Below are 21,713 nucleotides of genomic sequence, written 5' to 3'. Positions count from 1 at the left end.
TCCGATGAACACTTGAAATGGTGGGGTGTGTCTCGTGATCCGCTGCTGACGACTAACACTTGAAACACTGGGGTGTGGGGAATGCCCGCTGATCGAGCTACGAGAACACTTGAAACAGTGGGGTGTCTCCCGGAGCCGTCTGTTGAAAACACTCGTGAAAAGTGGGGGGTGTCCCTTCACCGTCTGTAACACTTGAAACGGTGGGGTGTCTCTCACGGTCCAAAGAGTTTTACGGTGAGGTAACGTTCCCACGCTCATGGCCGCAGACCACGACGTCGAGCTCAACGAAGATCCCGAACTGGGGAACGGGGACCGTCTCAGTGACCGGCTCGACGATCTCGATCTCGAATCCGCCGACTCGTCCTCGACGGACGAGATGCGCGACCTTCTCGACCTGTAACAGGACGTTTTAAGTCGGCTCGTTTTGTTTCTCGGACTACTGTATGCCGTTGACTGTCTCTGAGGTTACCCTCCACACGGAGTACGTGTTCTCCGATCTTTCATCGTCGAAATTCTCCGACCAGGATAAAGAGGACGTTCTCGACGACGTCGACGAGCTCAGAGAACAGTTGACCACATGGAACCGATATCTGAACCAGAGCCTCGGGACACTGACCACTGACGGCCCCCATACCGTGTATCGCCGCCGAGTCGGTGACTTACGCTCGTACTTCGTTCGAGACGGCGATACGCTCTGGTGCATTGGCGTCGGGGAGCGGAAGAACACCTACGACCGGGATCTCGACAAGATCATCAAGCGGGCGGATACGCTCTGAGGCGGCCTTCTCACTATTCGACGGTAGGACACCCCTACAGGGGGTCAGACTTCGTATAGCGTCATGCAGTGTATCTCCCTCGGGACAGACACGAATCGAGCGACGTCCGCACGCAAGTTTTGCCGGGACCGGGTGACACGAGCCTGTAGTTCGGCCGGATTCGATAGACTACGCCGGGGTACTTACTCCACCGATCGGGTGCCATCAGCGCGGCTTATGTCTCTAATACTCACTCGTGTCACCAACAGCTAAGAGGCCCGCCCGAGACGACCGCCCCATGGACGCCCACCCCCAGGGGGACGACCCCGACGTCGACCAATCCCGCGAGTCGATGAAAGTCTACCTCCCCGCCTACCAGAAGACCGAGTGGGTCGACCACGCCGATCGGCTCGACATGAACCGCAGCGAGTTCATCCGCTGTATGGTCCAGGCTGGCCGTCGCGACCTCGACCTCACCGCGCAACCGGCGACTGACGACCACGTGCTCGATCTCGAAGCACGAATCACGACCGCGCTCGAAAACAACGACTCCCTCGACTGGGACGAGCTCGTCGACGTGATCACCGCCGACCTGGAGACGATCGTCGACGACGTCCTCCAGGATCTTCAGAACCAGGGCGACATCAGCTACAGCGGCCGATTCAAGGGATACGTCTCTCGCTGATCCCGAGCAATTCATCGGGAACGTCGTACACGCGGGCGTGGACTCCCTCGAGGATGTCGACCTCTTCGATGCCGTCCTCCAACTGAGCGACCGTGTTCACGAGCTCCCAAAACAACGGATCATCCCGGTACCTCTTGTACGCCTCCTCCGGATCATCCGGAATCCGGACTCTCATAGCGGGTCGAGGTCCAAATCGTACTCGTCAGCGCACTCCTCGCACACGTACGTTTCCCGCTCTTCGCCGTCCTTGTACAGCATCTTCGCCGTCCCGACGGGGTCGTTCGGGCTGATGAACCCCGTGAACTCCCGGTGCTGACAGACCTGACAGAGCGGGTGGCCAAGCTGCTGTTCTCGCCGGGTCCGGACGACCCAGGGGAAGCCGTGTTCATCACACCGAACGAGTTCATCAGTCACATCGTCGAGCTCGAACGTGAGCTTGTGCGTCGCATCGTCGCCACAGAGCGTCTCGATCCCACCGTACTCGAAGTCGCAATACTCAGGCGGATCGAACGGGCCGAAGAAGACGCCGGTCTCCGTCCGCTCCATCTCTTCGATCATTTCCTCTCGCGCAGCGTCCGGGAGATCGGAGAAGCTCATTAGCGGGCGAGACGGTTCTTGATCGAGTCGATCTTCGCCGCGCCCATGAGCTGGACGGTGTTCTTGAACGCCGCGAACGTCGTCTCCATCTGCACGTACTGTCCGGAATCGTCCTCTCGGAGCGTCCCGTTCGCGATGAGCTCGTCGAGTGCCTTCTCAGCCTGGATCGGGTCGTCTCCATCTTCTACCTGCAACGCGATGATGACGTCGCGGTCCATCCATCGACCGCCGTCTGGACCCTGGTAGACGCCGCCGCTGTCGTGAACGTAGCCGTCCTGGGGAGGTGCCATATCTAAAAGTAGACATGATACGATATTAAGTGTTTCTTGTATCTGTCATATCCCTCGAGGACGACCCGTGCTCAGACTCATGCCAGCACGAACGTCGAACGTCCACTTCGAAAACCGTGGGGAGGCTTTGTACGCCACTGGGCACCCAGTAGCAGCCGAATCTGGAGGCTGGGTTTCTGTTTCGCATCCCACTCTGGGGAGATGTGCGCTCCTGTTTCAGCCGCATTGCACGGTGGCTGATTTTCTATTTATCTTTGTTGAGATATAACTATGTCGATACAATTGCATATTTATAATCCCACGCTGGTTCACGCCTATTCTTTTCCTGTTAGAGTACCACCGGCGGGATTCGAACCCGCGATCGAGCTCCCTCGGAGCATACCCGATTTTAAGACGGGCGCGTTCAGCCACTTCGCCACGGTGGTGAGCGCCGTCGGCCGGATTCGAACCGGCGAAGACCCGAAAGCCCTCCTCGTCTCCAACGAGGTCCGTTGGCCAGACTACGGTAACGACGGCCAAATGTCTCATTTTCGGCAACTGTTTTATATAACCGTTGCCTGTTTTGAGACAGCGCCGAGGGAGAGAGTCGAACTCCCAAGCCCTTGCGGGACGACGGTTTTCAAGACCGGTAGGGTCGCCTGTCCCCGTGCCTCGGCATACGTGTGGTGCGTGCTTCCCGTAGGACACGCATCCTACGGACGACCCGTGTGGGCCGTACGCCGTGATCCAGATTCGAACTGGAAATCGCATGACAGCGGAGCCGAGGTAGCAGCTCGGTGAGGGTCACCGGTCCCCTTGTCACGGCATCTTTACTTTCAGTGTGCGTCCATGGCCGACGCTTTTGGTGGCATGTCGAGTCGAGTAGTATGCGGGACCGCGCAGTTACCCTCCCAGAGTGGGGTGAGAGACGCTGGACCAGTGGAAGAGCACCTCCCCAGATGCCCAGTCAGCATCACTGGTTCCTTCGTCCCTCGGTTGCGCCGTCATATGCGTACTACTTAATCCCGACTGATATTATCACTGAATTTCGTGTCATCATCTACAGTTTGTGGGCCCCTCGCCCACACAGACTGGAGATCGTGACGGATCTGATCGGTCATGTTCACCTCCGGATGGACCCGGCTGGATTCGAACCAGCGATGTTTAGCCCTACGGCACAGTTCCTGAGACTGTTGGAATCGGCCACTCTCCCACGGGCCCGTATTGATCTTGCTCGTCAGCGAAAGTTTCGGATGCCGTGGGGCCGGACTCGAACCAGCAACGCGAGATCTTCAGTCCCGTGCTTTCCCAGTTAAGCTACCCCGGCACTCTCCACTATCGCCTTAAAATGAACTAAGGCGAGACGATAGCGAACCCAACGTGCCGGAGATCGGGATCATGTGGGTATCCTGAAAGAGACGGTTGACAGTGATAAATGTTTCTGTCACTATAGGTCAGAACAGGCGTACGTACGTACATACGCGTCCGTACATGCAGGCGTCACATTCGATCGACCAGTAGCATGTACGTCTCGCCGCCCCATCGCTCAGCGTAGTCGAGCTCGCGCAGCACTCGTCCGATATTGTTCCCCAGTTGGCCGTCGGTCATCTCGGGGAAGTCCTCGCGCATGGCCTTCTTCATCGTCCGCGGCTTCACGTACACGGATCGCTGCGGGTCCTCCGCGATCGCCTCGCACAGCTCCTCGACTCTCTCTTTGAACCCGGCGTTCTTGTACGTGACAACGGACATACCTAACAGGTAGTTAGCACTACCAGGTAATAGCATTTGCCCTTTCTGGAATACTGATACGTTGCTATTCGCGAACGGGGCCGGCGTACAGATCGTTCACGACCTCGATCAGGGCACCAGCACCACGGTCTCCCACGCGGATCACCTGCTCATCGTCGTCGTCGACGTTCTGGTTCCACGACTGGTCGACGAGGAACAGGCGCTCGACTTTGAACGCGAGCTTCGGATTGTCGTCGATGAAGTAGTCGAACCCGTTCGGGTACGTGTTGCTCTTCTCGAACCCTTCCTTCTTCGTCGTCGGCGGATTGGCCTGGAACCCGTCGACGTCGATCCCGTACTTGTTCAGCCACTGCTGGACCTGGTCGTCGACGCCGTACCGGTTCGTGAGAACCTCGACTGTGTGGCTCTCGCGAAGCATGTTGACGTGGTCAGCGATATCCGGGTCGCACGGCGGGACGATCTCTGGTTCGTGCTCCCAGATGGTGGCACTCACGTCGAGGTACTCGTCGAGCTGGTCGGGGGAGGCGAAGTCGTACTGATCGGGAACGTCGTCGATCAGCTCGCATCGTTCGATCGCGGCGGCGTGCGTATCTGCACAGACGCCTTCGATGTCGAGTGCTATTTTTTTGTCACTTACCATGTTCTCCCATACCCGATCGTATATAATAACCATTCCGCACACAGCGACGGGGCTGGGTTATTTCTCTTAAGCTTATCGAACATATCGGAACCCTTAACATGACCAGGCGCTAAAACACAAATGGTCACAATGTACGACCTGACTGGGTTCCAGCGTGACCTGCTGTACGTCACTGCTGGACTGGAGGAGCCGCATGGACTCGCGATCAAAGACGAGCTCGAAGGATACTACGAGAAAGAAATCCATCACGGCCGTCTATACCCAAATCTCGATACCCTCGTTGAGAAGGGACTCGTTGAGAAGAGCGAACGTGATCGCAGAACGAACGAGTACAAGATCACAAAGCGTGGTCGGCGCGAGATCGAGGCTCGCAGTGAATGGCAAGATCAGTACCTCGAACAAAGTAACATCCCCGCGTAACCCCTTTTTTCTGAACACCGCGGTTATGTCAGCTCGCTAATTCTACCGGCATCAGCTTCTGCTATCCGGTGTCTTATACTTTCAGATAGCTTCATATATCATGTATGGGAGAAGAATCCCCGGAAGTAGCAGACGACGCGCCCTCCTCAAATGAACTCAGGTGGGAAGATGTCGCCGACAACTACGAGACGAAAGAGGAGTTCCTCGACCGCGAGTTCGTCGGTCCCGACGACTTCCACGAGGGCGCCGAAGTCCCTGAGTGGTGGTCGTTCGAGGGAGAGGCCGAGGACTACGAGTGGGCCGAGCAGGTCGACGAGAACACGATTCGGTACCTCTACCGAGGCTACCCTGTCGAGCTCCGTCGCACTGGAGTCGCCATGTTCGAGTCACGCATCGATACGAACGGTGACTACGACTACAACGACGTCGAGTATCTCCAGCTCAATCACACGATGCCGATCCCGTCGCGGATCTCCGGTGCGTTCAACGGGAAGGTCGTGATCGAGACCCACCAGTTCGAACAGTACCACGCGGAGAAAGCGGTCGAGACGTTCGTCGACGAAGAGATCGACGTCAAGGAGGGACAAGAACAGCTCGGCGAGGCCCTCCAGTCGTTCGACAGCTAATCGCTCGTCGCTGTATTTTCACGGTCGAGTCGAGACACCTGTGGCCCAGCCTGGTTCTGGTACTTCGATCCGCGCTCTTCTCCATACGGCCGTTCGCACGGACTCGTGAGGCGCTGGAACGTGAGCTGTGCGATCCGGTCGCCGGCCGTCAGCACGATCGGGATCTTCCCCTCGTTCGAGACCTCGAGCGTGACCATTCCCTTGTAGCCGGGATCGATCAGCCCGGCCGTGCTGTGGACTTTGATTCCCCATCGCCCCCAGGACGACCGTCCTTCGACGAAGCCGATCAGCTCGTCCGGGATGCCGACGTACTCGTAGGTGGTCATGAGGACGAACTCTCCAGGCTCGATCACGTAGGTCTCGAACGGGATTCGAGTCGTGACGTCCTCCGGGTCGACTTCGTGCGGGTTGAGCGGTTCGTCCCGATCGTCGAACTCGATGATCTCGTCGCCGAGCCGAACGTCGACACTCGCGGGTTGTATCTGGAGGTCAGTATCGTCGAGCGGGGTAACAACGAGATTCCCGCGCTCGATCTCCGCTTTGATGTCCCGATCAGACAGAATCATGTCAGGCTCTAATCGACGCCCGTTCCACGGGGCGGCATACCAAGTTGACGCCATCAGAACATAAACCTATCTGTCACGTCCGACCGGACCGCAGTCTCACAGTTTTGAAGACTACTGCTCAGCAAGTGGGAAGGTCCGAGTGGGGGAACGACCTGACTGGGTAGCGGGTCCCACCCGGGTGTCTGGGGAGGTGTGACGCCTGTCGTGTAGCGTCACGCTAACCTACGGATGAAGAACATATTAACCTTCCGGGTCTTTGTCACTGTAATCGAACGAACACATAGTAGCCGCCCTATTGCACTTCGTCAGCTTCAGGATCGCCAGACGTGTCTAAGTTCGGGAGGTATTCCGTGAGGAACTTAGTACACTTCGCTCGCCACTCCTCGCGTTCGTCAGGGACGAAGTGGAGCTCGGGTTTCAGGAACGGGTTGTGTCGCTGGTCGGGACACAGCCGGAAGACGCACGCCTGCTCGATCTCCAGGTCGTACATCTCCTCGGCGGCGTCCCAGTAGGCGGCCAACTGTTCGGCGTACTTGGGCCGGTACGCCTTGCTCGTCTTCAAGTCGCACAGTGTGAGCTTCCCGTTGAGCCGCATCAGCAAGTCGAACGTTCCGGCGTATCCGTAGTCCGGTCGCCACACCTTCACCTCGACACCCTGCACGTCGCCGAACGAGTAGCCCTCTGAGGACCAGATCTTCGCCCACATGTTCTTCGCCCGTTCGACGTCCTCCTCGATCTTCACGAAGTCTTTCGCGCTGATCATGTGGTTCTCCTCGCCGTCGTCGGCGATGATCGCCTCCTTGTCGATCTCGGATGGAAGGTCGTATCCAGGCATCGGTCTGTCGGCGAACTTGCCCAGCAGTTGCTCGTGGATCAGGGTGCCGCGGATCTGCGTGTAGCGCGTCCAGTAGTCGGCCCATTTTGGATCGCGTCGACGCCATGCCACCAGCGCCGCGGCGTCCTCGTTCACGACCGTCTGGACTGACGTCACAGAAAACAGCTCCTGTCCTGTCTCGGGGTGTTCGTAGACGCGAAGCCCGTCACCATCCTCGGTGAAGTAGGCGTTCGTTTTACGGATCAGCTCCATCGGCGGCTGAATCCTCCCTCGTTCCGACACGTCGTACGACACGCCCATCTTAATTGACAAGTCGTGCTCTGAATATATACCACTTTCTCCACAAGTTCTAACCCAACGCCGGTGGTGGCATGTGCGAGTGAGGTATCAGTAAATTGCTCCTCGCGGAGGGGCATGTTGGGCCCGTAGAGGGTAGGGGAAAAGGCCCGAAGATGGCCCTGGACGGGGTTGGTGAAAAACTGGCCCCCGAAACCCTCGAAATCGGGCGATAGAAGGCTCATAGACCCCCGTCAGCCCGTACGAGAGGCGCTTGGTGTGACTGGAATTTCGACTGGTAGTCGATTAGCGGACACAACCACCGGTGTTTCGCCCACGAATGGATTTCACGGGTCGGTCGGTTGCCCGGTTCCTTCGGTTCGCTGATCCCGACGAGCTCCCAGTCCCGATCGAGCAGTGCTCGGAGCATCGACCCGACGTGATCGACCCGGATGAACGTCAGCAACCACTCGAGATCGAGCCGGCCGACGTGCTCGTCGACGAATCGGTCCATCGACTTGGCGAACCCGCACGATGCGAGGTTCCGCGTCGGCACGCCGATACAGATCCGATTCGCTTCCGCGATCTGGCCGCCACTGATCTTGAACGTGTCCACGCCCAATTCGGAGTTACGAGTGAGCCCACCGCCGGGGAGCGTCCACAGGCGGAGCTCGTTCAGGAGGGGCTGGCGCCAGGTGACGGCGCCGACCAGGTGGCCGTCGAACTCGATCCCGTGGTGGGCGATGTTCGTCTGGGCGACGTCTTTGCAGTACGAGTGGTGCGCCTGGTAAACGCCGAGCGCCGTCTCTCGGTCGATCTCCGTGATGGTCACCCGGTCGGCGAACTCGATTCCGAGCGGGACCGTCGGCGCCGTCCCGTCGCGATGGATCGGACAGTCGCACGAGTCAGCGTGGCCACTCGCCGTGTATAATTGTCGAGGCATGGGTGGGGTCAGTTGCAGGCGGTCGACGAGAGGTCGGCCTTCGACCGGGTCCGCATTCCACAGTCGACGCACTCGACGTAATCCCACGCGTCGTCCGTGATCACCCGGTGGCCCTTCACGTCGATCGGCGTGAGCGATTCGAGCTCGAGCATCCGTTCTGGTGCGACCTCGTGGGCGTCTCGACTGAGCGCCGTTCGGAGCTCGACCTGATGGACCGTCGATTCGTTCCAGCGGTCGGAGCCGAGAGCCTCATCCCGGTCGACGATCTCGGAGACGCCAGTGACGATGCGCGGTTCGAGGTCCGCGCCGATGTCACAGATCAGCTTGAACTGTACGCCGTCGTACTGCTTCTCGAACACCCAGCCGCCCTTCCCGGGTCGGTTCCCACAGATGTCGCCCGTCGCGATCAGGTCGCGAACCAGCTCCTCGGTGATGAACCGTCCGTTCATCCGGACGCGTTTCATCAGGTGGTCGGTCGACGTATACAAGTCCCGGTCTCGGGGAACAACATCGGCGAAGCTGAACTCGTCAGTCATTCGAACCTCAGGTATGCCCGGTCTCCTCCGGGCTCGACGATATGAGCGTGCCAGTGGTCTGGGACCATGTTCATGATCACCTGGAGCTCGTGGTCGCTGAAGATGCCCCTGACACGGTGCTGCACCGTCTGGAGCTCGTCGATGCTAACTGACTGCTTGTGGTCCTTCCAGATGACGAACGGGCGCCCGACCAGGTTGTCGGCGATTACGAGCTCGTCGTCTTCGTAGTACCAGTGAGTACACTGCTCCATTTCACAGAGCATACAGTCGTCGTCGACCGAGTCCCATCCCTCACCTGAGGACTGAATGCCACCAGCAGCAGTAGTCGGGCTCATCAGTCGGTCACCCGGTTGCACTCAACCTCCTCGTGGCCGGGCTTCCTCCAGTGCGACATAACGACTGCGTGTGCGTCGTCCCATTTGTCAAACGTCCGGTCGAGGCCGCACTTTTCGCAGGTAACGCGGTACTTAGTCATCGTCCCTCGCGAGCTTTGCCTGGCCGATCAGGTACACCGAGTGCTGAGTCCGGACGTGTCGTCTCGCTGCATCGAGGCTCGGGAACGGTTGCGAGCAGTGCTCGCATATCCACTTGACCTGACGGCCGATCACCCGGTCGTACAGCTCTGTGAACTCCTCGGGGGACCACATCTCCGGGTCCGCATCCGGCGGGTCGTAGGAGAACGACTCGTTGTTCTCCTTCCACTCGTCGACGTCACTCATCGTCGCCCTCCGAGGTGGCCAGCAGCTGCGCCTCGACCTCGCACTGGTCGCACGAGTCGGGGTCGTGTTCATACTCGCCGTCGAGCTCTGCTTTGAGCGCCTCGATCCGCTTCTCATCTCGGCGCCGGGCTTCCGTACCACGCGAATCACACGTGTACCCCGTGTGGCACGCAAGTCGGTCGATCTCGTCGACGATCTCCTCCTGGCTCAGCTCTGACGGCTCGATTCGATCGCCCATCGCCCTCAGAGAACCTCTTCGAGCAGCTGGAGCGCCTCGACGACCGTCCCGTACCGTTCCTCTCCGTCGAGGTAGTCCCAGTTCCGCTCGCCGTTCTGGAGTATCTCTCGTGCGTCTGCTACTGTGTCCGTGTCGAAGATCGGGTCACGCTTCTTGTGCTTCATTATCTTGCTCCTTTTGCCACTGCTTCTGTTTCTTGTACGCTCCCAGGTCGAGGACTGTGTGTCCGCAATCACGGTCACAGAGCTTGATCGGGAGGACTACGTCCGCGTCCGTATCGATGTAGAACCCACTGACCATCTTGTGCCCGAACAGGACACAGCTAATCGCCACGGGTGAGCTCCTTGCGTTTGAACTCGTCGTGGACGCTGGCCTCGTAGCCGGCATCCTCCAGGGCGTCGACGAGCGCCCATGCACTTGACTCGAACTCGAATCGAGCGGTCGATCCCTCTCCGTCGATGTTGAACATTACTGTGTAGATGTTGGCCATGCTATCGCACCTCTTCGTACTGGAGACAGTGGACGACGTAGCCGTCGTCGGTCTCTGAGATTCTCATCGGGAACATGAGCGCCGGGAGCGCCACGAGTATCATGCTGAAGTCGTCGATGGTCGTGTCGGACCTGACGTGGATCTCGAACGATGATCCCTCTTCCCTGTCGACGGTGTCCGTGACGCACTCGAGCGATTCTAACGCGCGTTGGACACCGGTCTTCTCACCCATTGATCGCCTCCGTGTGGCGACAGTCCGGGAAGCCCGAGCAGCCGAAGAACTCGTCCCCGGTAGACTTGTTCGTCCGCACGATCATCGGCCGGTCGCACCAGATACACTCCTGGTACTGCTCTCCGCCAACGATCGATTCGAGCGCGATCAAGTGTCGCTTCACGCGGTCCTTCCAGCCGTCCGTCCGTTTGATGTGTGAGCCACAGTCGTCGGGGAGCTGACTGTGGTGGACGATGGGCTTCCAGCTTCCAGGCCCCTTGTCCTCGTCGACGACGAGGCACTGCACACGGATCGCGTCACCGCCCTTCTTCCGACCGTAGCCGTCTCGGACGTCGACACTGGACCAGATACGCAGGACGAACGTGTGCTCTCCTCGCGGGAGCTCGCAGTCGTACACCGCTTCCTGCGTCCAGTTCCACTCCTTCTCTTCGAACTCGCGCGGGAGCTCGTCAGCGACGAACTCGTCGAACTCGTCCTTCGTGATCTGGACGTAGTCGGTCGAGCTCATGCAATCCTCTCGAATCGCGGATCGATCGTGTACTCGGCATCCCGGTCGTCGAGCCCGTCTTTCAGCTTCTGGATGCTTCCGAACGGATACGCGAACTCCGTTCCTGGTGGCACCTCTGCGACTGCGACGATACGGAAGCCGTCACGTCCGGAGAGCATCGAGTGTGTCGGCTCGACGTAGTACATTCCAGCCCACCCCGACTTGGCGGGGTTGATGTGAGACGAGTAGTACGGTTCGATGATGAACCGTGGCGTGAGCTTCTCCGGCGGGATGTACGTCGGCTGCTTCTTCTCCCAGACGTACGCTTCGTCCTTATCGGCGAACTGCTCGAACATGGCGGCTTTGTCGTCGTACGTACTCTCTGCTTGCGTTTTCGGACGAACCAGTGCGTAGCCGACGATGAACGAGTCACCGTGCTCTGGTTTGATTCCGTAGAGCGGCCCGCGCGGACTGATCGGGATGAACACCGTGTCCCACGATCGCGGCAACGTGTGGTCGTACCGTCGCTCGACGATCGCTCGAGGTGACCACTCACCTCGGAGTCGGTTGTTCGTGAGCGTGGACTGGGACTGGCCAGCGGCCTGTATCTGCGTGATCGAGACTGACGTGTCCTTGCCCGTGTAGTTCGTCTTCTGTCCTCTATTCGCCATCGAGGTCCTCCTCGGTGGGTTCGATACTGACGCACACTCGGCAATCTTGGCCGAGGGTAGCGCCGAACAACGCTTCGAGGTCCTGGTGCGGAACGTCTGTCGTCAGCTCGATCCCGCCTTTCGTGAGCGCGATTTCGAACATCTCCCAGGTGAGCGTACAGTTTACGCCCTGGGACCGAACGCGAGCTCCTCCAAGCTCGTCGTTGTACGACAGCTGCGGCACCAGCGACACTCCGTTCGCTTCGGATTCCATACTATCAATCCCTTGATAGGGATGCTTGAGAATTGGGCTGGAGATAAGATAAAAGTTTCTGATAGGTCAGACAGCTACGACGTCCCCCTATTTCGATTTGTTCTTCTTGTCCGCCTGACGGAACCACGCCTCCAGGTAGTTCATCAGCAGGCGCGTCCCCTCGTCGCCGTCCTGCGGGAACCACATCGCCGACCAGCCGTCCTGGTGATTGAGCCAGGCGACCACGCCGATCACCTTGCGGATCGCCGCGGCGTGACCGCCGTAGATGTCAGCGACGAAGTCCTCGATGTGCGAGCCTTCGACGACGACGCAGTTGTGTTCGTACTGCTGGCCCATCCCGTCCGTCTGCTTCCAGATGCGCTTGTCCCCGATCGACCCGAGGAAATCCGAGATCTGCTTTCGCTCGGCGGCGGCCTGGGCGCCACGGGCGACGAAATCGCCAGACTTCATGCGCTCGATCTCGACCCGCTCGTCTCCGAACACCGTCTTCGCCATCTCCTGCACCCGTTTGGGTTCGCGATCGTCGACCTTGATGTCGAGCGCCATTTCTTATCAAAAAGTACTCACTATCAGAGCATAAGGGTGTCGCTGAGTTAGTTAACGTGAGAGCCCGAGAGTGAACGTAGGACTTTGTTTCTCAGACGTATGTAAGTAATATGAGGATGGGTGAAATACCTCGGGTGAGAGGCATAGAAGCCCGTGTCACTCGGCGTCGATCCAGACGATGATCGTTCGACCACCGTGGCCATGGACCTTCTCGGCGTCAGCGATACCCTCGACCGACGGGTAGAGCGCCCAGCCGTTTCGGGCGGTGTCGACGCGAGGGTTCTGCTCGTTCAGCCACTCGATCGCGACCGCACCATCGGGGAACTGGACGCCGACCGCGACCGGGCCGGTTCCGCTCACACCACTTTCGTCTTCGCGCCGCCAGAGGATGAACCGTCTGAACATGGGGAGGACGTCGTCGAGGAGCTCGTCGTTGGAGATTCTCGATCGGACGTGGTCTGCGAGGTCGTCGTCAGCAACACGAACCGTGCGGTGCTTCATCTGACCACATATTGCCTATCTGGTACTATAAGTATTCTGACCGAAACCGGGTGACGGCGGTTGCACGTACGTACGTACGCGTGTATATGTACGTACAGGATTTCAGAGGTGTTACAGGACGACCTTACTGGTCGTGGAACTTCTTGTCGTGCTCACCGGGTTCGACTGGTGTCGTGGCGCGCTTGATGTCCGATCGCGAGATGTCGCTCTGGCTGATGTCCTTGTCCGGGTATGCCATCTCGACGTTGTTCATCAGGAACTCCTTGAACTCAGCGCCCATCTCCGTCTCGTTGTCGAGTCGGCCCGAGTGGACCATGAAGTGCTTGAACCCGCGACCCTGCTTGCGGCCCATGAGCGTGTGCTGATCGTACGCTTCGTCCGGGATCTCGGGGAAGTCGTACCGCGGTTTGCGGTCTTCTTGCTCGGCGGCGACGCGCTCGTTCTTCATCGCCGTGAACACCCGGTTGCCGTGGACGTGCTCGCGCGACTTGGGCATGCGAGCGCAGGCGATCGCCGCGCGGATCGCACACACGATGCCTTCCCACTCGTCCATCGACCACTTCTTCTTGGCGAGGCGTTCGAGCGTGTCGACCAGGACCAGCGTCTGGTCTTCCGAGACGGCCTCTTCGACCGCGATGATTGCCAGCCGGTTCCAGAACCACCAGCCGTAGCCGGAGCGGACCAGCTCCCAGGCTGACCACGCCGCGAGCTCCTCGTCGCTCCGCCGAATGGCTTTCTGGAGTGCGGAGCCGACGATGTACTGGTCGAGGCCGCCTTTCGTATCGTACTTCTTCATTTCTGTCCCGTCGTCCTTGAGGCTGGAATCGTCCTCGTCGGTCGACGTGGGCTCAGGCGTCTGGATCTCGCCGCCGTCACCAAACGTTGTCTGGGCGCTTTCGTCATTTCCCATATGCAATTCTTAATACGACTGAAGCGATGGTAAGTATTCTGGTGGGTCTACGTTTGACCCCGACAACGTATGGCGGTTTCCGTCTATCAGTTTTCGAGGTCGCTCTTGTCCAGAACCGGGAGCGGGCCGTCGCACAGGTCCTTGACCCCGTACTTCTTCAGCGCGAGGTAGTACGAGAGGTGCGGCGCCGGCGACCGCCCGTCGTGCGGCTCGAGGAGTTTCGCGCTCGACTCGCTCACCTGGCGGTACTTCTCGGCGAAGTCCTCCATCGTGAACACGTCGTCACAGCGCCGGAGCGCCTGGAGGACGACCGCCTCGCGGGTCACGCGCCCGCTGTTCTCGTTCATCTCGTACCGGTTGTGCATCGGCGGGAGATCGAACCATTCGTTCCCCCAGGTCACCTCTTCGCGGAGCCGGTGGACCTGCTCGAGGATCTCCTTGAAGTACATCGCCGCGTGGTGCCGCTCACGGAGCCGTGTCCGGAGCTCGGGAATCCACTCCGCGCGGTACTCGTCGATGTTGGCGGCGACGTGGAGCGCCATCTTCTTGCCGTGCTCTTCGCCGCTGTACAGGAACGGGTAGTCCTTCCCGAACATGAACTCGGACCAGTCAGCCCGGCGCATGACCGGGAGCGCCCCGACGTACGCGACCTCGGCGAGCGTCTGGTTGAAGTCCGTCTTGATCACCGAGTTGAGCGACATCTTCGCCTTCGCCGACTGCTCGAGGTACTCCGACTTCTTCAGCCCGGAGTACGTGTCGAAGTGCTCGGCCGTCGACGAGTACTCGACCGGCGTCAGGAGCTTCCCCTGGCCGAGGTTCGGGACGACCAGCTGCACCTTGCAGTTCACAGGCGAGGAGTGGAGCGTATCGAGGATGCGCCAGGACTCCTCGTAGTTGCGCTCCTTGTACACCTTCGAGTTGAACGTCACGATGAAGGGATCTTCTTCGGCCAGATCGCCCTCACCACCGTCGAGCTCGGAGGCGAACCCATCGACGTAGTCGACGTCGACGCCGGTCCCCATCACCGATGACTGGTTCTGGAACTGCTGGAGCGTCTTCCCGTTGAAGTACGACCGGAGCGCCTTCAGCGTGTTCTGAAGCTGGTGGTCGGTCTGGAAGAAGTTGTGCGTCACTGGGCCGACCATCCCGGATGCCATCCGGAGCCGGTAGTAGTCGCCGAACGTCTTGTCCCAGGTCGGCGGCATGCAGTGCGTGTTCATGATCGCCGGGCACAGCGCGTCCTCTTCACGCCGCCCGCGCACGGTGTCCATGATCTCCGCGGCGGCGCCGGGCTTCTGGTTGAAGATGAAATCGAAGAACCGCGTGCCCTCCGACTGGTTGATCACCTCGCGCAGCTCGCGATTGCACAGCCCCATGTCCGTGGTCTGGCACGCGTGGAACGTCGTCTCGATCAGCTCGACGTCGTCCCGGCGCTCGAGCCACAGCCGCTCGGAGTGATTCTTCCAGCGGTAGCGGTAGCGGGCTTCGTCGTTCCCCGTCTTCGGCCAGAGGATGTGCCAGAACACAGGGAAGTCGTAGTGGGCATCGAACCAGCGCATCGTCTGCTTGAGGTGCTGATACGCCGGACTCGCCTCGATCATCGTGTTCGCCGCGAGCACCGGGTACACCATGATGCGGAGCCCGTTGTCGAAGTCCCAGTGCTCGTCGCTCTCGACGGGCGTGTCCTTCGCGATCTCGTTACCGGTTGGCATCGGTGCTCACCTCCTGATACTCCATCTCGGCCGCCAGCAGCTTCCGCACCGCCTGGTACTCATCGTTCGTCATGTCCACGAGCCACCGCTGCTCGTCCTCGTCCGTCGTGTATGTCTGTTCGACTTTCATGGTTCAGTACTTGAAGTAGCCGTTGTCACTGCGTTCGTGCGTCCGGTTCCACAGCCCCCAGATATCACAGTACCAGGCTGTGCCACCAACCGCGTCGGATACGGCTTCGAAGTCCTCGAACGCCGAGTGTGGCGTGAGGATCAGCACCCAGTCGGCGCCGTCGATTGCATCGAGCTCATCGTACGCGTCGTTGTGCGGGTCGACGAATACCGTCCGATCACCGTAGCCGCGCCGCTCGATCTCGTAGTGCATCTGGTCCGCCAGCGAGCCCCGCATGTCGTCGGCGTCGGCCTTGAACGTCATGCCGAGCACCGCGATCTTCTCAGGGGGCCACCCCTCTCGTTCTTCGAGTCCGTCGAGCGCCCGACTCGGCATCGCGTTATTGATCGACGAGGCCGTCTCGTACAACTCGGTCGCGGGGAACGCCGTCGAGACGAACCAGCCGTCCTTCCGGAGGCACGGCCCGCCCGTATTTGCGCCCGGTCCTGGCGGGTTGAACCAGTCGATCCCTTTACTCGCGACTTCGAGGATGCGATGGACGTTGTCACCGTCGCCGTGGTGCTCCGTGAGCGCCCAGTACTCGTTCCCGAGTGCGAACGTGACGTACAGGAAGACGTTGCCGAAGATCTTCGCGAGCTCGGCCTCACGCCGTGAGAGCCGTGGCATGACGTCCGCGTCCATGAACGTCTCGAAGAACGACTTGGCCTGCTCGTACGACCGCTGCGTAGGCGCTCCCAGGAGCTGGGGCACGTTGATCGTGTCCTCGATCATGTAGTGCTGACGAGCGCGCTCCGGGGCGTTCACAACCGCCGCGTCCGTCCTGTTCGCGACTGCATCCCCGACGCCGGGGGCGACCGTCGACCGAAGAATCAACAGCTGGTCTTCGTTCGTGTACGGACTGATCGCGTCCATCACGGCGAAGACGATGCTCATATCCGGGGTCTGGTACTTGTCGACCGGCGTCCCGACGGTGAGCACGACCACGTCCGCATCAGCGACGACATCGTGTTCCGTGGACGTCGTGATCTCGACCTCGTCGAGGAGTTCCTGTCCCCCGCGTTCGGAGAACGGGAACACGCCATCGTCGACCTGGGCGAGACGATCTTCGTCGATATCCACGATTGTGACGTCGTGGCCGCCCGTCGCGACCGCGAGAGAGAACGGGAGACCCATGTATCCGGCCCCGCCGATGATACACACGTTGCAGGAGTCCGATGTCTCCCCGTCGAGGGTGGGAGTCGTGGCGTCGGAACCGCGTCGGGCCGCCACGTTAGACCGCCTCCTTGAGCGCGAGTGGGTGATACCATTCGATATTCTCCAGATACCAGTCCACGAACTCGTCGACACCCTTCCAGATGTTCGTCCGGGGGCGGTAGCCGAGGAGCCTGCGTGCCTTCTCGTAGTCGGCGTGGGTGTGTCGCGATCCGCCTTCTCGTGCGGGGAGATACTCGATCTCCTTGTCGACGAACAGGCTCTCCTGGACGTACTCGATTAGTTCCGCGACAGTGACGTTGCCACCAGAGCCGATATTTATCGTCTCCCCATCGGCCATGTCCGTCTCGAGGATCGCGAGGTTCGCCTGGACGACGTCGTCGACGTAGGTGAAGTCGCGAGACTGGAACCCGTCGCCCAGACACGTGAACGTCGCATCGTCGTCGACGGCTCTGGCCGTGAAGTCCGGGATCGCCATTCCAGTCCGCATCCGAGGTCCGTACACTGTGAAGTAGCGGAGGTTGACGGTCGGGACGTTGTGGAGCTCGGTGTATAACCGACAGTAGTGCTCGGTCGTGAGCTTCGTGAGGGCGTACGGCGAGAGCGGCCTCGTCGGGTGCTCCTCGTCGATCGGAGTGTAATCAGCCGGGCCGTACACGGACGACGAGGATGCGTTCACGACGCGGATCTCACGGGGGAACCGCCGGGCCATGTCGAGGACCTTCAGCGTCCCCTGGACGTTCACGTCGGTGTATTCCTGTGGGTTATCAACGCTCGGGCCGACACCGGCTTTCGCCGCGTGGTGGTAGACGATGTCCGCTCCGCGCATGGCGGTGCCGAGCGCCTTCTCGTTCAGGATGCTTCCCTTGATTACGGTGAGCTCACCGTCTGTGGTGGCACTGATCGATTCGAGGGTCTCCAGGTTCCGTTCCTTGATGGTGACATCGTAGTACGGGTCGAGGTTGTCGAGGATGGTTACCTCGTGGCCACGTTCGAGGAGCGCACCAGCGAGGTGGCTCCCGATGAACCCGGCACCACCTGTCACCAGAGCATGTACCATTATGAATATATAAATAATCCAGAACCATAAGCTATTCTGCTCATCGGGCTACGCGAGGCGGATTGTACCGCTCGGCTGGCGAAGTTGACAGCGTTATCGAATGAACGTGTTACTCGAGCGTGTTCCCGGCCGCGACGTATCGCTCCTGGTACTGCTCGATGATCTCCGCTTGCTCGCCGTAGTGTCTGGTAGCAAGGCGGTCGAGGATTGCTGACTCGGGGTCTGTCTCACCGAGCTCGTCAATCGCACGGATCGCGTTGGACGCGATATCGGCTAACTCTTCGATCGACTCTTCGCGATCGTAGTCGTCCTGACGGATATCGTCGAGGTCACACCGGATCAGGAACTCGACGTACTCGAACCCACCTCGCTCGAAGTCGTCGTAGTCGCCCCACACCTCTCGGATTCGATCAAGTACGCGGTCCATTTACTCGGTATCCCCTGGTCCCACCTTCTTGTGCTGGCGAGCCAGCTCGTCTCGATACATCCGGATACGAAACGGAATCCCGTTCGCGGTGGGATCGGCGTAAGCACCGAGACGCCGTTCGAGGAAGTCGATCGCCAGCATCACCTTCCCGCACTCTCGGGCAAACGGGACGCGGACGTGTTTGGCGAGCATTCCGTCCATCTCGAATCCGTCGGCCTGTTCGAGTGCCAGCGTGACCGCCGCCTGCTGACGGTCAGCATCGATCCGGCTTCCGTGAACATCGCGCCCGTAGTAGTGAAACACCTGCATCGCGTCGTACGCCAGCTTGTTCTTCATGTACAGCTCGCCCTGTTCCCAGTAGGAGGGGAGCTTCGTCTTGGGTTCGGGGTCGACCATTAGACTACCACCAGGTCGTCCTCGGTCATGACGAGGCCGCACGACTGACAGCAGATCCGCTCGGGATCGTGTCCTTGGACGTAGACGCTTCCTGATTCGACGACCTTCGGTTGGCCGTCGATGAGGCTGAAGGTCGCCTTCTCCTGTTGCCCGTGGATCTCCAGTCGGAACGACGTCGGCTCTTCACAGTCCGGACAGCCGAGCAACTCATTCTCCATTGCGAGCCTCCGCGATGTCGGCGCGACGGGCGTCTTCCGCGTCCGCCTTGATGTGTTCGTACTTCAGCTCGTGCATGACCGAGCAGAACTTCGCGCCGAAGACGCCCACCGTGGGGCCGTCGGGGTTGTTCGGGCGCTCTGGGTCTCCTCGTGCTCGCGATTCCTCTGTACAGCCGGGTAGTCTACATTCACTCATTGGTGTCTCTGATTGTCGTGGTCGGGGTGGGGGCCATGGCTCGAGGACGCGTTCGTCATCCCATAACCTCCACCGTCTCGATGGGTTCGAAGTCCAAGCCGTCGCCATTCTGGTAGGCGATCATGTACCGGGAGTCGAGCGGCTTACTGCTCTTGGTGATCGCGCCGCCCCGCCCGTTGTTCCCGGGTGGTCGGCGTTCGACGAGGCCCCAGACGACTTCGACTTCAGTATCGCCGCCATCCTCCGGGTTGCCGACGAGCACCCACTCTCGGTCCTCGTTGATCTCGACGACAGCACCCTGATCGAGGTGGTCGATGATCACACGGGCGCGGTCGTTGGTGAAGACCTTGATTCGATCAGAACTCGCTTCGTCGCTGAGTGCCCGATCGAAGTCGGTGAACGTCGTCCCGGTTCGTTCGCTCAGTTCGTCGTAGCGCGCGTTGAGCAGGTCGAGGACGTCCTGTGGCGTGTGTTCCGTGTAACACGTGTGGCACACAGTAAACGCAAACTCCGGGTCAGGCGCATCACTCAGGACGAACGTCTCGTCGTCGACGTCGGCCGGGAACGCGTGTGACTGCGTCTTCTTCCGGCACACCATACACCGGTGCATTTCGTCGAACGGGTACCGAATCCACGGCTCGTCCTGCTTACTCATCCGTTTTCTCCTGGGCTCGCTCGACGAACCCCTGTGACCGGAGGTTCTCACTCCACTGCTCGGCGAAGTCTCCAACGCTCGGGAGCCCATCCGTGTTGTACTCGTGAACGTGAGGATGCTGGGTGTACCTGATCGGGCGCCACACGCCGTCGGCGAGGTCGAAGACGATCTCCGGGTCCGACATCAGGTCGCCCAGTTGCGTGAAGTAGTGGGCGACACTGAGGCGGTCTTCGCCGATCTTCTCGACCGTCAGGTCCATCAGCGCGCCGCCGTCGACGGTGACGCGATCTCCGATCTCCATCTCGTCGGCTGAGTCGTAGCCGTGCGCCTGGAGGATTTCTTTGACGGCCTTCATTCGTCGTACCCGATTCGTTCCAGCTCGGCCGTGAGCTCGTCGCTCATTTCTTCGAGGATGTCCGTCTGCGTGATGTGCATGCCCTGGCTCACGAGATTGATGCCGGCGTCCAGCATGTCCCGAACCTCGTTGACGACCTCCGGGTCGATCTCATCACTCATCGTCGTCCTCCGTGATGTCGAGCTCAGTCCAGTTGTTACCCGCCAGATCGACCCGCGTGCCATTCGCGAGCACGACGTACGTGTCGTACTGGTCGGTGTGGTAGCGGTCGATCTCTTCGTCGACCGGACCTTGCTCGGCGTGAATGCCGTTCAGTCGCATGATCGGTCCTCCATGGCGATCATGAAGCGTTCGCCCAGCTCGTCCTGGTACTCTCGAATCCGCTCGGGGGTGTACCGGTCCGACCAGTTGCCGGCGTGCATCGCCTTCTCCCAGGTCGCGTTCGTATACACGACCCGCTCTTGGTGGGCGTCCACGTGGCGAGCAGTCGTGAGCTCGATGATCATGGCTGTCGCCACGCTCGAGCCAAACGGAGCCAGCCGCCGCCTCGCCGACCGGATGTCCGCGACACGATCGATGGCCTCCTGAACGGTGGTGAACGTTCCGCGCTTGAGCTCGCGGATCTCGTCGTCGACGACTGTCGGCGGTCCGTACCGTGGGTCCGAGTGTTCTCCGCGCTCGTGGGGCTCATGGTGCTCGTACTTGAACGCACCATAGTCGACCAGCCTCCCGCGGAGCGTGCTCGCGAGCGCCTTGAAGCCGAGGAACTCGGCGGCGGCGCGGACCCTGAACCGTCCAGTCGGCTCCTCGTAGTGATGGAGGAACGCGACCGCGGCCTTGTACTGTGCGTGCTCGACCTGGTGCTGGCGCTTCGCGCGCGCTACCTCGTCGGGTGAGGGCATCGCGTCCGCGTTCTGCTCGTTCCGGATGTTCTGAGCGACCGGGTCGCCAAGACCACCGATGCGAATCCCGCGATCGCGCATCAGTAGCCCTCCACGAGCATCTGCGGGTCCCACCAGAAGGGGCGGTCCGGGTCGCTGAACTCGCACCCTTCCTCGTGGCCCTTGTCTTCGATCTCAGGCGTCTGGCGGTTGCAACCGCGACACACCTGCGGTGGGCCGAAGTGACGGTCGATGTCTGCGTGCGTCGTCCCGGGTGGGAGGTTGCTCATCGCTCCTCCACCCAGTCTTGCTGACGGGCGTACTCCTCCTCGGCGTCGAGCAGGCGCTGATCCTCCGATTCACGCCGGTCGAGCTCGTTCTCGACGAGAAGCTCTCCGTCTCGTTCTGGTTCAATATCTCGACAGCTCATTCGTTAACACTCCAACCACGCCGGGTTGGATACCTTATGTAGGGCGTTATTAGTAAAAAGTGTTTCTTTGACAGACTGTTCAGTATCTATACTAATC

At 60.2% G+C, this 21,713-nt stretch carries 42 protein-coding genes and 3 tRNA genes; 5 read left to right on the top strand and 40 right to left on the bottom strand.

Annotated features, from left to right (window positions below):
- Positions 1-256: 256 nt before the first annotated feature.
- The 3 genes from HUG10_RS20805 (at position 257) to HUG10_RS20795 (ending at position 1,440) form a co-directional block, all read left to right on the top strand.
- Complete coding sequence (locus HUG10_RS20805) at positions 257-400, top strand: hypothetical protein (protein ID WP_179171619.1); 144 nt, start codon at positions 257-259, stop codon at positions 398-400.
- A gap of 43 nt (positions 401-443) precedes the next feature.
- The gene (locus HUG10_RS20800; protein ID WP_179171618.1) at positions 444-776 is read left to right on the top strand and encodes a hypothetical protein; all 333 of its coding nucleotides are present in this window, start codon (positions 444-446) and stop codon (positions 774-776) included.
- 277 nt (positions 777-1,053) lie between these two features.
- Positions 1,054-1,440, top strand: coding sequence for a DUF5805 domain-containing protein (locus HUG10_RS20795; RefSeq protein WP_179171617.1), 387 nt, complete (start codon positions 1,054-1,056; stop codon positions 1,438-1,440).
- Here the strand turns inward: HUG10_RS20795 and HUG10_RS20790 are convergent.
- The 8 genes from HUG10_RS20790 to HUG10_RS20755 all read right to left on the bottom strand — a co-directional run bounded on the left by HUG10_RS20790 (position 1,418) and on the right by HUG10_RS20755 (position 4,695).
- On the bottom strand, positions 1,418-1,615 hold the full coding sequence (locus HUG10_RS20790; protein ID WP_179171616.1) for a hypothetical protein: 198 nt from the start codon (positions 1,613-1,615) through the stop codon (positions 1,418-1,420). The two genes, HUG10_RS20795 and HUG10_RS20790, sit on opposite strands and share 23 nt — an antisense overlap.
- The gene (locus tag HUG10_RS20785; RefSeq protein ID WP_179171615.1) at positions 1,612-2,037 is read right to left on the bottom strand and encodes a hypothetical protein; all 426 of its coding nucleotides are present in this window, start codon (positions 2,035-2,037) and stop codon (positions 1,612-1,614) included. The genes HUG10_RS20790 and HUG10_RS20785 overlap by 4 nt, the downstream gene beginning before the upstream one ends.
- Positions 2,037-2,327 carry a hypothetical protein gene (locus tag HUG10_RS20780; protein WP_179171614.1) on the bottom strand — a complete coding sequence of 97 codons (291 nt, stop codon included), beginning with the start codon at positions 2,325-2,327 and terminating at the stop codon, positions 2,037-2,039. Before HUG10_RS20780 ends, HUG10_RS20785 begins: the two co-directional genes overlap by 1 nt.
- Positions 2,328-2,661: 334 nt before the next feature.
- Positions 2,662-2,752: transfer RNA gene (locus tag HUG10_RS20775), tRNA-Leu, on the bottom strand.
- Between the two features lie 3 nt (positions 2,753-2,755).
- Positions 2,756-2,843, bottom strand: a tRNA-Ser gene (locus HUG10_RS20770).
- Between the two features lie 597 nt (positions 2,844-3,440).
- Positions 3,441-3,527, bottom strand: a tRNA-Leu gene (locus tag HUG10_RS20765).
- Between the two features lie 279 nt (positions 3,528-3,806).
- Positions 3,807-4,055, bottom strand: a complete 249-nt coding sequence (locus HUG10_RS20760) for a hypothetical protein (RefSeq protein WP_179171613.1) — start codon at positions 4,053-4,055, stop codon at positions 3,807-3,809.
- A gap of 64 nt (positions 4,056-4,119) precedes the next feature.
- Positions 4,120-4,695, bottom strand: coding sequence for an NAD(P)/FAD-dependent oxidoreductase (locus HUG10_RS20755; protein WP_179171612.1), 576 nt, complete (start codon positions 4,693-4,695; stop codon positions 4,120-4,122).
- Between the two features lie 129 nt (positions 4,696-4,824).
- Between HUG10_RS20755 and HUG10_RS20750 the strand changes: the two genes are divergently transcribed.
- Entirely contained in the window at positions 4,825-5,115 is a 291-nt protein-coding gene (locus HUG10_RS20750) for a helix-turn-helix transcriptional regulator (protein ID WP_179171764.1), read from the top strand.
- A gap of 104 nt (positions 5,116-5,219) precedes the next feature.
- Positions 5,220-5,741 (top strand): hypothetical protein, encoded by a 522-nt coding sequence (locus HUG10_RS20745; RefSeq protein ID WP_179171611.1) that lies wholly within the window; start codon positions 5,220-5,222, stop codon positions 5,739-5,741.
- On the opposite strand, the gene dcd is transcribed toward HUG10_RS20745, so the two are convergent.
- From dcd to HUG10_RS20585, 32 genes are all read right to left on the bottom strand, one after another.
- Positions 5,738-6,307, bottom strand: a complete 570-nt coding sequence (gene dcd / locus HUG10_RS20740; protein ID WP_179171610.1) for a dCTP deaminase — start codon at positions 6,305-6,307, stop codon at positions 5,738-5,740. The genes HUG10_RS20745 and dcd overlap by 4 nt on opposite strands.
- Before the next feature lie 292 nt (positions 6,308-6,599).
- Positions 6,600-7,394: a PD-(D/E)XK nuclease family protein gene (locus HUG10_RS20735; protein ID WP_179171609.1), complete on the bottom strand. Its 795-nt coding sequence runs from the start codon at positions 7,392-7,394 to the stop codon at positions 6,600-6,602.
- A 265-nt stretch (positions 7,395-7,659) separates the two neighbouring features.
- The gene (locus tag HUG10_RS20730; protein ID WP_179171608.1) at positions 7,660-8,361 is read right to left on the bottom strand and encodes a hypothetical protein; all 702 of its coding nucleotides are present in this window, start codon (positions 8,359-8,361) and stop codon (positions 7,660-7,662) included.
- A gap of 8 nt (positions 8,362-8,369) precedes the next feature.
- Entirely contained in the window at positions 8,370-8,810 is a 441-nt protein-coding gene (locus tag HUG10_RS20725) for a hypothetical protein (protein ID WP_179171607.1), read from the bottom strand.
- A gap of 83 nt (positions 8,811-8,893) precedes the next feature.
- The gene (locus HUG10_RS20720; protein WP_179171606.1) at positions 8,894-9,232 is read right to left on the bottom strand and encodes a hypothetical protein; all 339 of its coding nucleotides are present in this window, start codon (positions 9,230-9,232) and stop codon (positions 8,894-8,896) included.
- Positions 9,232-9,372, bottom strand: coding sequence for a hypothetical protein (locus tag HUG10_RS20715; protein WP_179171605.1), 141 nt, complete (start codon positions 9,370-9,372; stop codon positions 9,232-9,234). Before HUG10_RS20715 ends, HUG10_RS20720 begins: the two co-directional genes overlap by 1 nt.
- The gene (locus HUG10_RS20710) at positions 9,365-9,616 is read right to left on the bottom strand and encodes a C2H2-type zinc finger protein (RefSeq protein ID WP_179171604.1); all 252 of its coding nucleotides are present in this window, start codon (positions 9,614-9,616) and stop codon (positions 9,365-9,367) included. The genes HUG10_RS20715 and HUG10_RS20710 overlap by 8 nt, the downstream gene beginning before the upstream one ends.
- Positions 9,609-9,854: a hypothetical protein gene (locus HUG10_RS20705; RefSeq protein WP_179171603.1), complete on the bottom strand. Its 246-nt coding sequence runs from the start codon at positions 9,852-9,854 to the stop codon at positions 9,609-9,611. The genes HUG10_RS20710 and HUG10_RS20705 overlap by 8 nt, the downstream gene beginning before the upstream one ends.
- A gap of 5 nt (positions 9,855-9,859) precedes the next feature.
- Positions 9,860-10,018, bottom strand: coding sequence for a hypothetical protein (locus tag HUG10_RS20700; RefSeq protein WP_179171602.1), 159 nt, complete (start codon positions 10,016-10,018; stop codon positions 9,860-9,862).
- Between the two features lie 158 nt (positions 10,019-10,176).
- Entirely contained in the window at positions 10,177-10,344 is a 168-nt protein-coding gene (locus tag HUG10_RS20695; RefSeq protein WP_179171601.1) for a hypothetical protein, read from the bottom strand.
- Between the two features lies 1 nt (position 10,345).
- Positions 10,346-10,576, bottom strand: coding sequence for a hypothetical protein (locus HUG10_RS20690; protein ID WP_179171600.1), 231 nt, complete (start codon positions 10,574-10,576; stop codon positions 10,346-10,348).
- Complete coding sequence (locus HUG10_RS20685) at positions 10,569-11,084, bottom strand: topoisomerase DNA-binding C4 zinc finger domain-containing protein (RefSeq protein ID WP_179171599.1); 516 nt, start codon at positions 11,082-11,084, stop codon at positions 10,569-10,571. Before HUG10_RS20685 ends, HUG10_RS20690 begins: the two co-directional genes overlap by 8 nt.
- On the bottom strand, positions 11,081-11,551 hold the full coding sequence (locus HUG10_RS20680; protein WP_179171598.1) for a hypothetical protein: 471 nt from the start codon (positions 11,549-11,551) through the stop codon (positions 11,081-11,083). Before HUG10_RS20680 ends, HUG10_RS20685 begins: the two co-directional genes overlap by 4 nt.
- Positions 11,552-11,723: 172 nt before the next feature.
- Positions 11,724-11,987 (bottom strand): hypothetical protein, encoded by a 264-nt coding sequence (locus tag HUG10_RS20675; protein WP_179171597.1) that lies wholly within the window; start codon positions 11,985-11,987, stop codon positions 11,724-11,726.
- An 87-nt stretch (positions 11,988-12,074) separates the two neighbouring features.
- Positions 12,075-12,533, bottom strand: coding sequence for an ERCC4 domain-containing protein (locus HUG10_RS20670; RefSeq protein WP_179171596.1), 459 nt, complete (start codon positions 12,531-12,533; stop codon positions 12,075-12,077).
- A 156-nt stretch (positions 12,534-12,689) separates the two neighbouring features.
- Positions 12,690-13,034, bottom strand: coding sequence for a hypothetical protein (locus HUG10_RS20665; RefSeq protein WP_246310545.1), 345 nt, complete (start codon positions 13,032-13,034; stop codon positions 12,690-12,692).
- 124 nt (positions 13,035-13,158) lie between these two features.
- Positions 13,159-13,944 carry a hypothetical protein gene (locus tag HUG10_RS20660; RefSeq protein ID WP_179171595.1) on the bottom strand — a complete coding sequence of 262 codons (786 nt, stop codon included), beginning with the start codon at positions 13,942-13,944 and terminating at the stop codon, positions 13,159-13,161.
- Between the two features lie 86 nt (positions 13,945-14,030).
- Positions 14,031-15,656 carry a hypothetical protein gene (locus HUG10_RS20655; protein WP_179171594.1) on the bottom strand — a complete coding sequence of 542 codons (1,626 nt, stop codon included), beginning with the start codon at positions 15,654-15,656 and terminating at the stop codon, positions 14,031-14,033.
- The gene (locus tag HUG10_RS20650; protein WP_179171593.1) at positions 15,643-15,786 is read right to left on the bottom strand and encodes a hypothetical protein; all 144 of its coding nucleotides are present in this window, start codon (positions 15,784-15,786) and stop codon (positions 15,643-15,645) included. Before HUG10_RS20650 ends, HUG10_RS20655 begins: the two co-directional genes overlap by 14 nt.
- A 3-nt stretch (positions 15,787-15,789) precedes the next feature.
- Positions 15,790-17,055, bottom strand: coding sequence for a nucleotide sugar dehydrogenase (locus HUG10_RS20645; RefSeq protein WP_179171592.1), 1,266 nt, complete (start codon positions 17,053-17,055; stop codon positions 15,790-15,792).
- 1 nt (position 17,056) lies between these two features.
- Entirely contained in the window at positions 17,057-18,058 is a 1,002-nt protein-coding gene (locus HUG10_RS20640; RefSeq protein ID WP_179171591.1) for a GDP-mannose 4,6-dehydratase, read from the bottom strand.
- Between the two features lie 109 nt (positions 18,059-18,167).
- Positions 18,168-18,485 (bottom strand): hypothetical protein, encoded by a 318-nt coding sequence (locus HUG10_RS20635; protein ID WP_179171590.1) that lies wholly within the window; start codon positions 18,483-18,485, stop codon positions 18,168-18,170.
- A complete protein-coding gene (locus HUG10_RS20630) occupies positions 18,486-18,881 on the bottom strand; it encodes a hypothetical protein (RefSeq protein ID WP_179171589.1) in 396 nt (131 codons plus the stop codon).
- Positions 18,881-19,099, bottom strand: coding sequence for a hypothetical protein (locus tag HUG10_RS20625; protein WP_179171588.1), 219 nt, complete (start codon positions 19,097-19,099; stop codon positions 18,881-18,883). Before HUG10_RS20625 ends, HUG10_RS20630 begins: the two co-directional genes overlap by 1 nt.
- Positions 19,089-19,295: a hypothetical protein gene (locus HUG10_RS20620; protein ID WP_179171587.1), complete on the bottom strand. Its 207-nt coding sequence runs from the start codon at positions 19,293-19,295 to the stop codon at positions 19,089-19,091. Before HUG10_RS20620 ends, HUG10_RS20625 begins: the two co-directional genes overlap by 11 nt.
- Positions 19,296-19,350: 55 nt before the next feature.
- Positions 19,351-19,950: a hypothetical protein gene (locus HUG10_RS20615; protein ID WP_179171586.1), complete on the bottom strand. Its 600-nt coding sequence runs from the start codon at positions 19,948-19,950 to the stop codon at positions 19,351-19,353.
- Positions 19,943-20,305, bottom strand: a complete 363-nt coding sequence (locus tag HUG10_RS20610) for a DUF6908 domain-containing protein (RefSeq protein WP_179171585.1) — start codon at positions 20,303-20,305, stop codon at positions 19,943-19,945. Before HUG10_RS20610 ends, HUG10_RS20615 begins: the two co-directional genes overlap by 8 nt.
- Positions 20,302-20,466 (bottom strand): hypothetical protein, encoded by a 165-nt coding sequence (locus tag HUG10_RS20605; protein ID WP_179171584.1) that lies wholly within the window; start codon positions 20,464-20,466, stop codon positions 20,302-20,304. The genes HUG10_RS20610 and HUG10_RS20605 overlap by 4 nt, the downstream gene beginning before the upstream one ends.
- On the bottom strand, positions 20,459-20,626 hold the full coding sequence (locus tag HUG10_RS20600; protein WP_179171583.1) for a hypothetical protein: 168 nt from the start codon (positions 20,624-20,626) through the stop codon (positions 20,459-20,461). Before HUG10_RS20600 ends, HUG10_RS20605 begins: the two co-directional genes overlap by 8 nt.
- Positions 20,617-21,288: a hypothetical protein gene (locus HUG10_RS20595; protein ID WP_179171582.1), complete on the bottom strand. Its 672-nt coding sequence runs from the start codon at positions 21,286-21,288 to the stop codon at positions 20,617-20,619. The genes HUG10_RS20600 and HUG10_RS20595 overlap by 10 nt, the downstream gene beginning before the upstream one ends.
- The gene (locus HUG10_RS20590; protein ID WP_179171581.1) at positions 21,288-21,476 is read right to left on the bottom strand and encodes a hypothetical protein; all 189 of its coding nucleotides are present in this window, start codon (positions 21,474-21,476) and stop codon (positions 21,288-21,290) included. Before HUG10_RS20590 ends, HUG10_RS20595 begins: the two co-directional genes overlap by 1 nt.
- Positions 21,473-21,616 (bottom strand): hypothetical protein, encoded by a 144-nt coding sequence (locus HUG10_RS20585; RefSeq protein WP_179171580.1) that lies wholly within the window; start codon positions 21,614-21,616, stop codon positions 21,473-21,475. The genes HUG10_RS20590 and HUG10_RS20585 overlap by 4 nt, the downstream gene beginning before the upstream one ends.
- Positions 21,617-21,713 lie beyond the last annotated feature (97 nt).

Source organism: Halorarum halophilum, from assembly GCF_013401515.1.
In the GTDB taxonomy this organism is placed as follows: Archaea; Halobacteriota; Halobacteria; order Halobacteriales; family Haloferacaceae; genus Halorarum; species Halorarum halophilum.
This window is presented reverse-complemented; position numbering and strand designations above follow the sequence as displayed.

What these genes read in the sequence shown, in the direction of transcription:
- HUG10_RS20805 (WP_179171619.1), top strand. Translation starts at nt 257, where the DNA reads ATGGCCGCAGACCACGACGTCGAGCTCAACGAAGATCCCGAACTGGGG.
- HUG10_RS20800 (WP_179171618.1), top strand. Translation starts at nt 444, where the DNA reads ATGCCGTTGACTGTCTCTGAGGTTACCCTCCACACGGAGTACGTGTTC.
- HUG10_RS20795 (WP_179171617.1), top strand. Translation starts at nt 1,054, where the DNA reads ATGGACGCCCACCCCCAGGGGGACGACCCCGACGTCGACCAATCCCGC.
- HUG10_RS20790 (WP_179171616.1), bottom strand. Translation starts at nt 1,615, where the DNA reads ATGAGAGTCCGGATTCCGGATGATCCGGAGGAGGCGTACAAGAGGTAC.
- HUG10_RS20785 (WP_179171615.1), bottom strand. Translation starts at nt 2,037, where the DNA reads ATGAGCTTCTCCGATCTCCCGGACGCTGCGCGAGAGGAAATGATCGAA.
- HUG10_RS20780 (WP_179171614.1), bottom strand. Translation starts at nt 2,327, where the DNA reads ATGGCACCTCCCCAGGACGGCTACGTTCACGACAGCGGCGGCGTCTAC.
- HUG10_RS20760 (WP_179171613.1), bottom strand. Translation starts at nt 4,055, where the DNA reads ATGTCCGTTGTCACGTACAAGAACGCCGGGTTCAAAGAGAGAGTCGAG.
- HUG10_RS20755 (WP_179171612.1), bottom strand. Translation starts at nt 4,695, where the DNA reads ATGGTAAGTGACAAAAAAATAGCACTCGACATCGAAGGCGTCTGTGCA.
- HUG10_RS20750 (WP_179171764.1), top strand. Translation starts at nt 4,825, where the DNA reads ATGTACGACCTGACTGGGTTCCAGCGTGACCTGCTGTACGTCACTGCT.
- HUG10_RS20745 (WP_179171611.1), top strand. Translation starts at nt 5,220, where the DNA reads ATGGGAGAAGAATCCCCGGAAGTAGCAGACGACGCGCCCTCCTCAAAT.
- dcd (WP_179171610.1), bottom strand. Translation starts at nt 6,307, where the DNA reads ATGATTCTGTCTGATCGGGACATCAAAGCGGAGATCGAGCGCGGGAAT.
- HUG10_RS20735 (WP_179171609.1), bottom strand. Translation starts at nt 7,394, where the DNA reads ATGGAGCTGATCCGTAAAACGAACGCCTACTTCACCGAGGATGGTGAC.
- HUG10_RS20730 (WP_179171608.1), bottom strand. Translation starts at nt 8,361, where the DNA reads ATGCCTCGACAATTATACACGGCGAGTGGCCACGCTGACTCGTGCGAC.
- HUG10_RS20725 (WP_179171607.1), bottom strand. Translation starts at nt 8,810, where the DNA reads ATGAACGGACGGTTCATCACCGAGGAGCTGGTTCGCGACCTGATCGCG.
- HUG10_RS20720 (WP_179171606.1), bottom strand. Translation starts at nt 9,232, where the DNA reads ATGAGCCCGACTACTGCTGCTGGTGGCATTCAGTCCTCAGGTGAGGGA.
- HUG10_RS20715 (WP_179171605.1), bottom strand. Translation starts at nt 9,372, where the DNA reads ATGACTAAGTACCGCGTTACCTGCGAAAAGTGCGGCCTCGACCGGACG.
- HUG10_RS20710 (WP_179171604.1), bottom strand. Translation starts at nt 9,616, where the DNA reads ATGAGTGACGTCGACGAGTGGAAGGAGAACAACGAGTCGTTCTCCTAC.
- HUG10_RS20705 (WP_179171603.1), bottom strand. Translation starts at nt 9,854, where the DNA reads ATGGGCGATCGAATCGAGCCGTCAGAGCTGAGCCAGGAGGAGATCGTC.
- HUG10_RS20700 (WP_179171602.1), bottom strand. Translation starts at nt 10,018, where the DNA reads ATGAAGCACAAGAAGCGTGACCCGATCTTCGACACGGACACAGTAGCA.
- HUG10_RS20695 (WP_179171601.1), bottom strand. Translation starts at nt 10,344, where the DNA reads ATGGCCAACATCTACACAGTAATGTTCAACATCGACGGAGAGGGATCG.
- HUG10_RS20690 (WP_179171600.1), bottom strand. Translation starts at nt 10,576, where the DNA reads ATGGGTGAGAAGACCGGTGTCCAACGCGCGTTAGAATCGCTCGAGTGC.
- HUG10_RS20685 (WP_179171599.1), bottom strand. Translation starts at nt 11,084, where the DNA reads ATGAGCTCGACCGACTACGTCCAGATCACGAAGGACGAGTTCGACGAG.
- HUG10_RS20675 (WP_179171597.1), bottom strand. Translation starts at nt 11,987, where the DNA reads ATGGAATCCGAAGCGAACGGAGTGTCGCTGGTGCCGCAGCTGTCGTAC.
- HUG10_RS20670 (WP_179171596.1), bottom strand. Translation starts at nt 12,533, where the DNA reads ATGGCGCTCGACATCAAGGTCGACGATCGCGAACCCAAACGGGTGCAG.
- HUG10_RS20665 (WP_246310545.1), bottom strand. Translation starts at nt 13,034, where the DNA reads ATGAAGCACCGCACGGTTCGTGTTGCTGACGACGACCTCGCAGACCAC.
- HUG10_RS20660 (WP_179171595.1), bottom strand. Translation starts at nt 13,944, where the DNA reads ATGGGAAATGACGAAAGCGCCCAGACAACGTTTGGTGACGGCGGCGAG.
- HUG10_RS20655 (WP_179171594.1), bottom strand. Translation starts at nt 15,656, where the DNA reads ATGCCAACCGGTAACGAGATCGCGAAGGACACGCCCGTCGAGAGCGAC.
- HUG10_RS20650 (WP_179171593.1), bottom strand. Translation starts at nt 15,786, where the DNA reads ATGAAAGTCGAACAGACATACACGACGGACGAGGACGAGCAGCGGTGG.
- HUG10_RS20640 (WP_179171591.1), bottom strand. Translation starts at nt 18,058, where the DNA reads ATGGTACATGCTCTGGTGACAGGTGGTGCCGGGTTCATCGGGAGCCAC.
- HUG10_RS20635 (WP_179171590.1), bottom strand. Translation starts at nt 18,485, where the DNA reads ATGGACCGCGTACTTGATCGAATCCGAGAGGTGTGGGGCGACTACGAC.
- HUG10_RS20630 (WP_179171589.1), bottom strand. Translation starts at nt 18,881, where the DNA reads ATGGTCGACCCCGAACCCAAGACGAAGCTCCCCTCCTACTGGGAACAG.
- HUG10_RS20625 (WP_179171588.1), bottom strand. Translation starts at nt 19,099, where the DNA reads ATGGAGAATGAGTTGCTCGGCTGTCCGGACTGTGAAGAGCCGACGTCG.
- HUG10_RS20620 (WP_179171587.1), bottom strand. Translation starts at nt 19,295, where the DNA reads ATGAGTGAATGTAGACTACCCGGCTGTACAGAGGAATCGCGAGCACGA.
- HUG10_RS20615 (WP_179171586.1), bottom strand. Translation starts at nt 19,950, where the DNA reads ATGAGTAAGCAGGACGAGCCGTGGATTCGGTACCCGTTCGACGAAATG.
- HUG10_RS20610 (WP_179171585.1), bottom strand. Translation starts at nt 20,305, where the DNA reads ATGAAGGCCGTCAAAGAAATCCTCCAGGCGCACGGCTACGACTCAGCC.
- HUG10_RS20605 (WP_179171584.1), bottom strand. Translation starts at nt 20,466, where the DNA reads ATGAGTGATGAGATCGACCCGGAGGTCGTCAACGAGGTTCGGGACATG.
- HUG10_RS20600 (WP_179171583.1), bottom strand. Translation starts at nt 20,626, where the DNA reads ATGCGACTGAACGGCATTCACGCCGAGCAAGGTCCGGTCGACGAAGAG.
- HUG10_RS20595 (WP_179171582.1), bottom strand. Translation starts at nt 21,288, where the DNA reads ATGCGCGATCGCGGGATTCGCATCGGTGGTCTTGGCGACCCGGTCGCT.
- HUG10_RS20590 (WP_179171581.1), bottom strand. Translation starts at nt 21,476, where the DNA reads ATGAGCAACCTCCCACCCGGGACGACGCACGCAGACATCGACCGTCAC.
- HUG10_RS20585 (WP_179171580.1), bottom strand. Translation starts at nt 21,616, where the DNA reads ATGAGCTGTCGAGATATTGAACCAGAACGAGACGGAGAGCTTCTCGTC.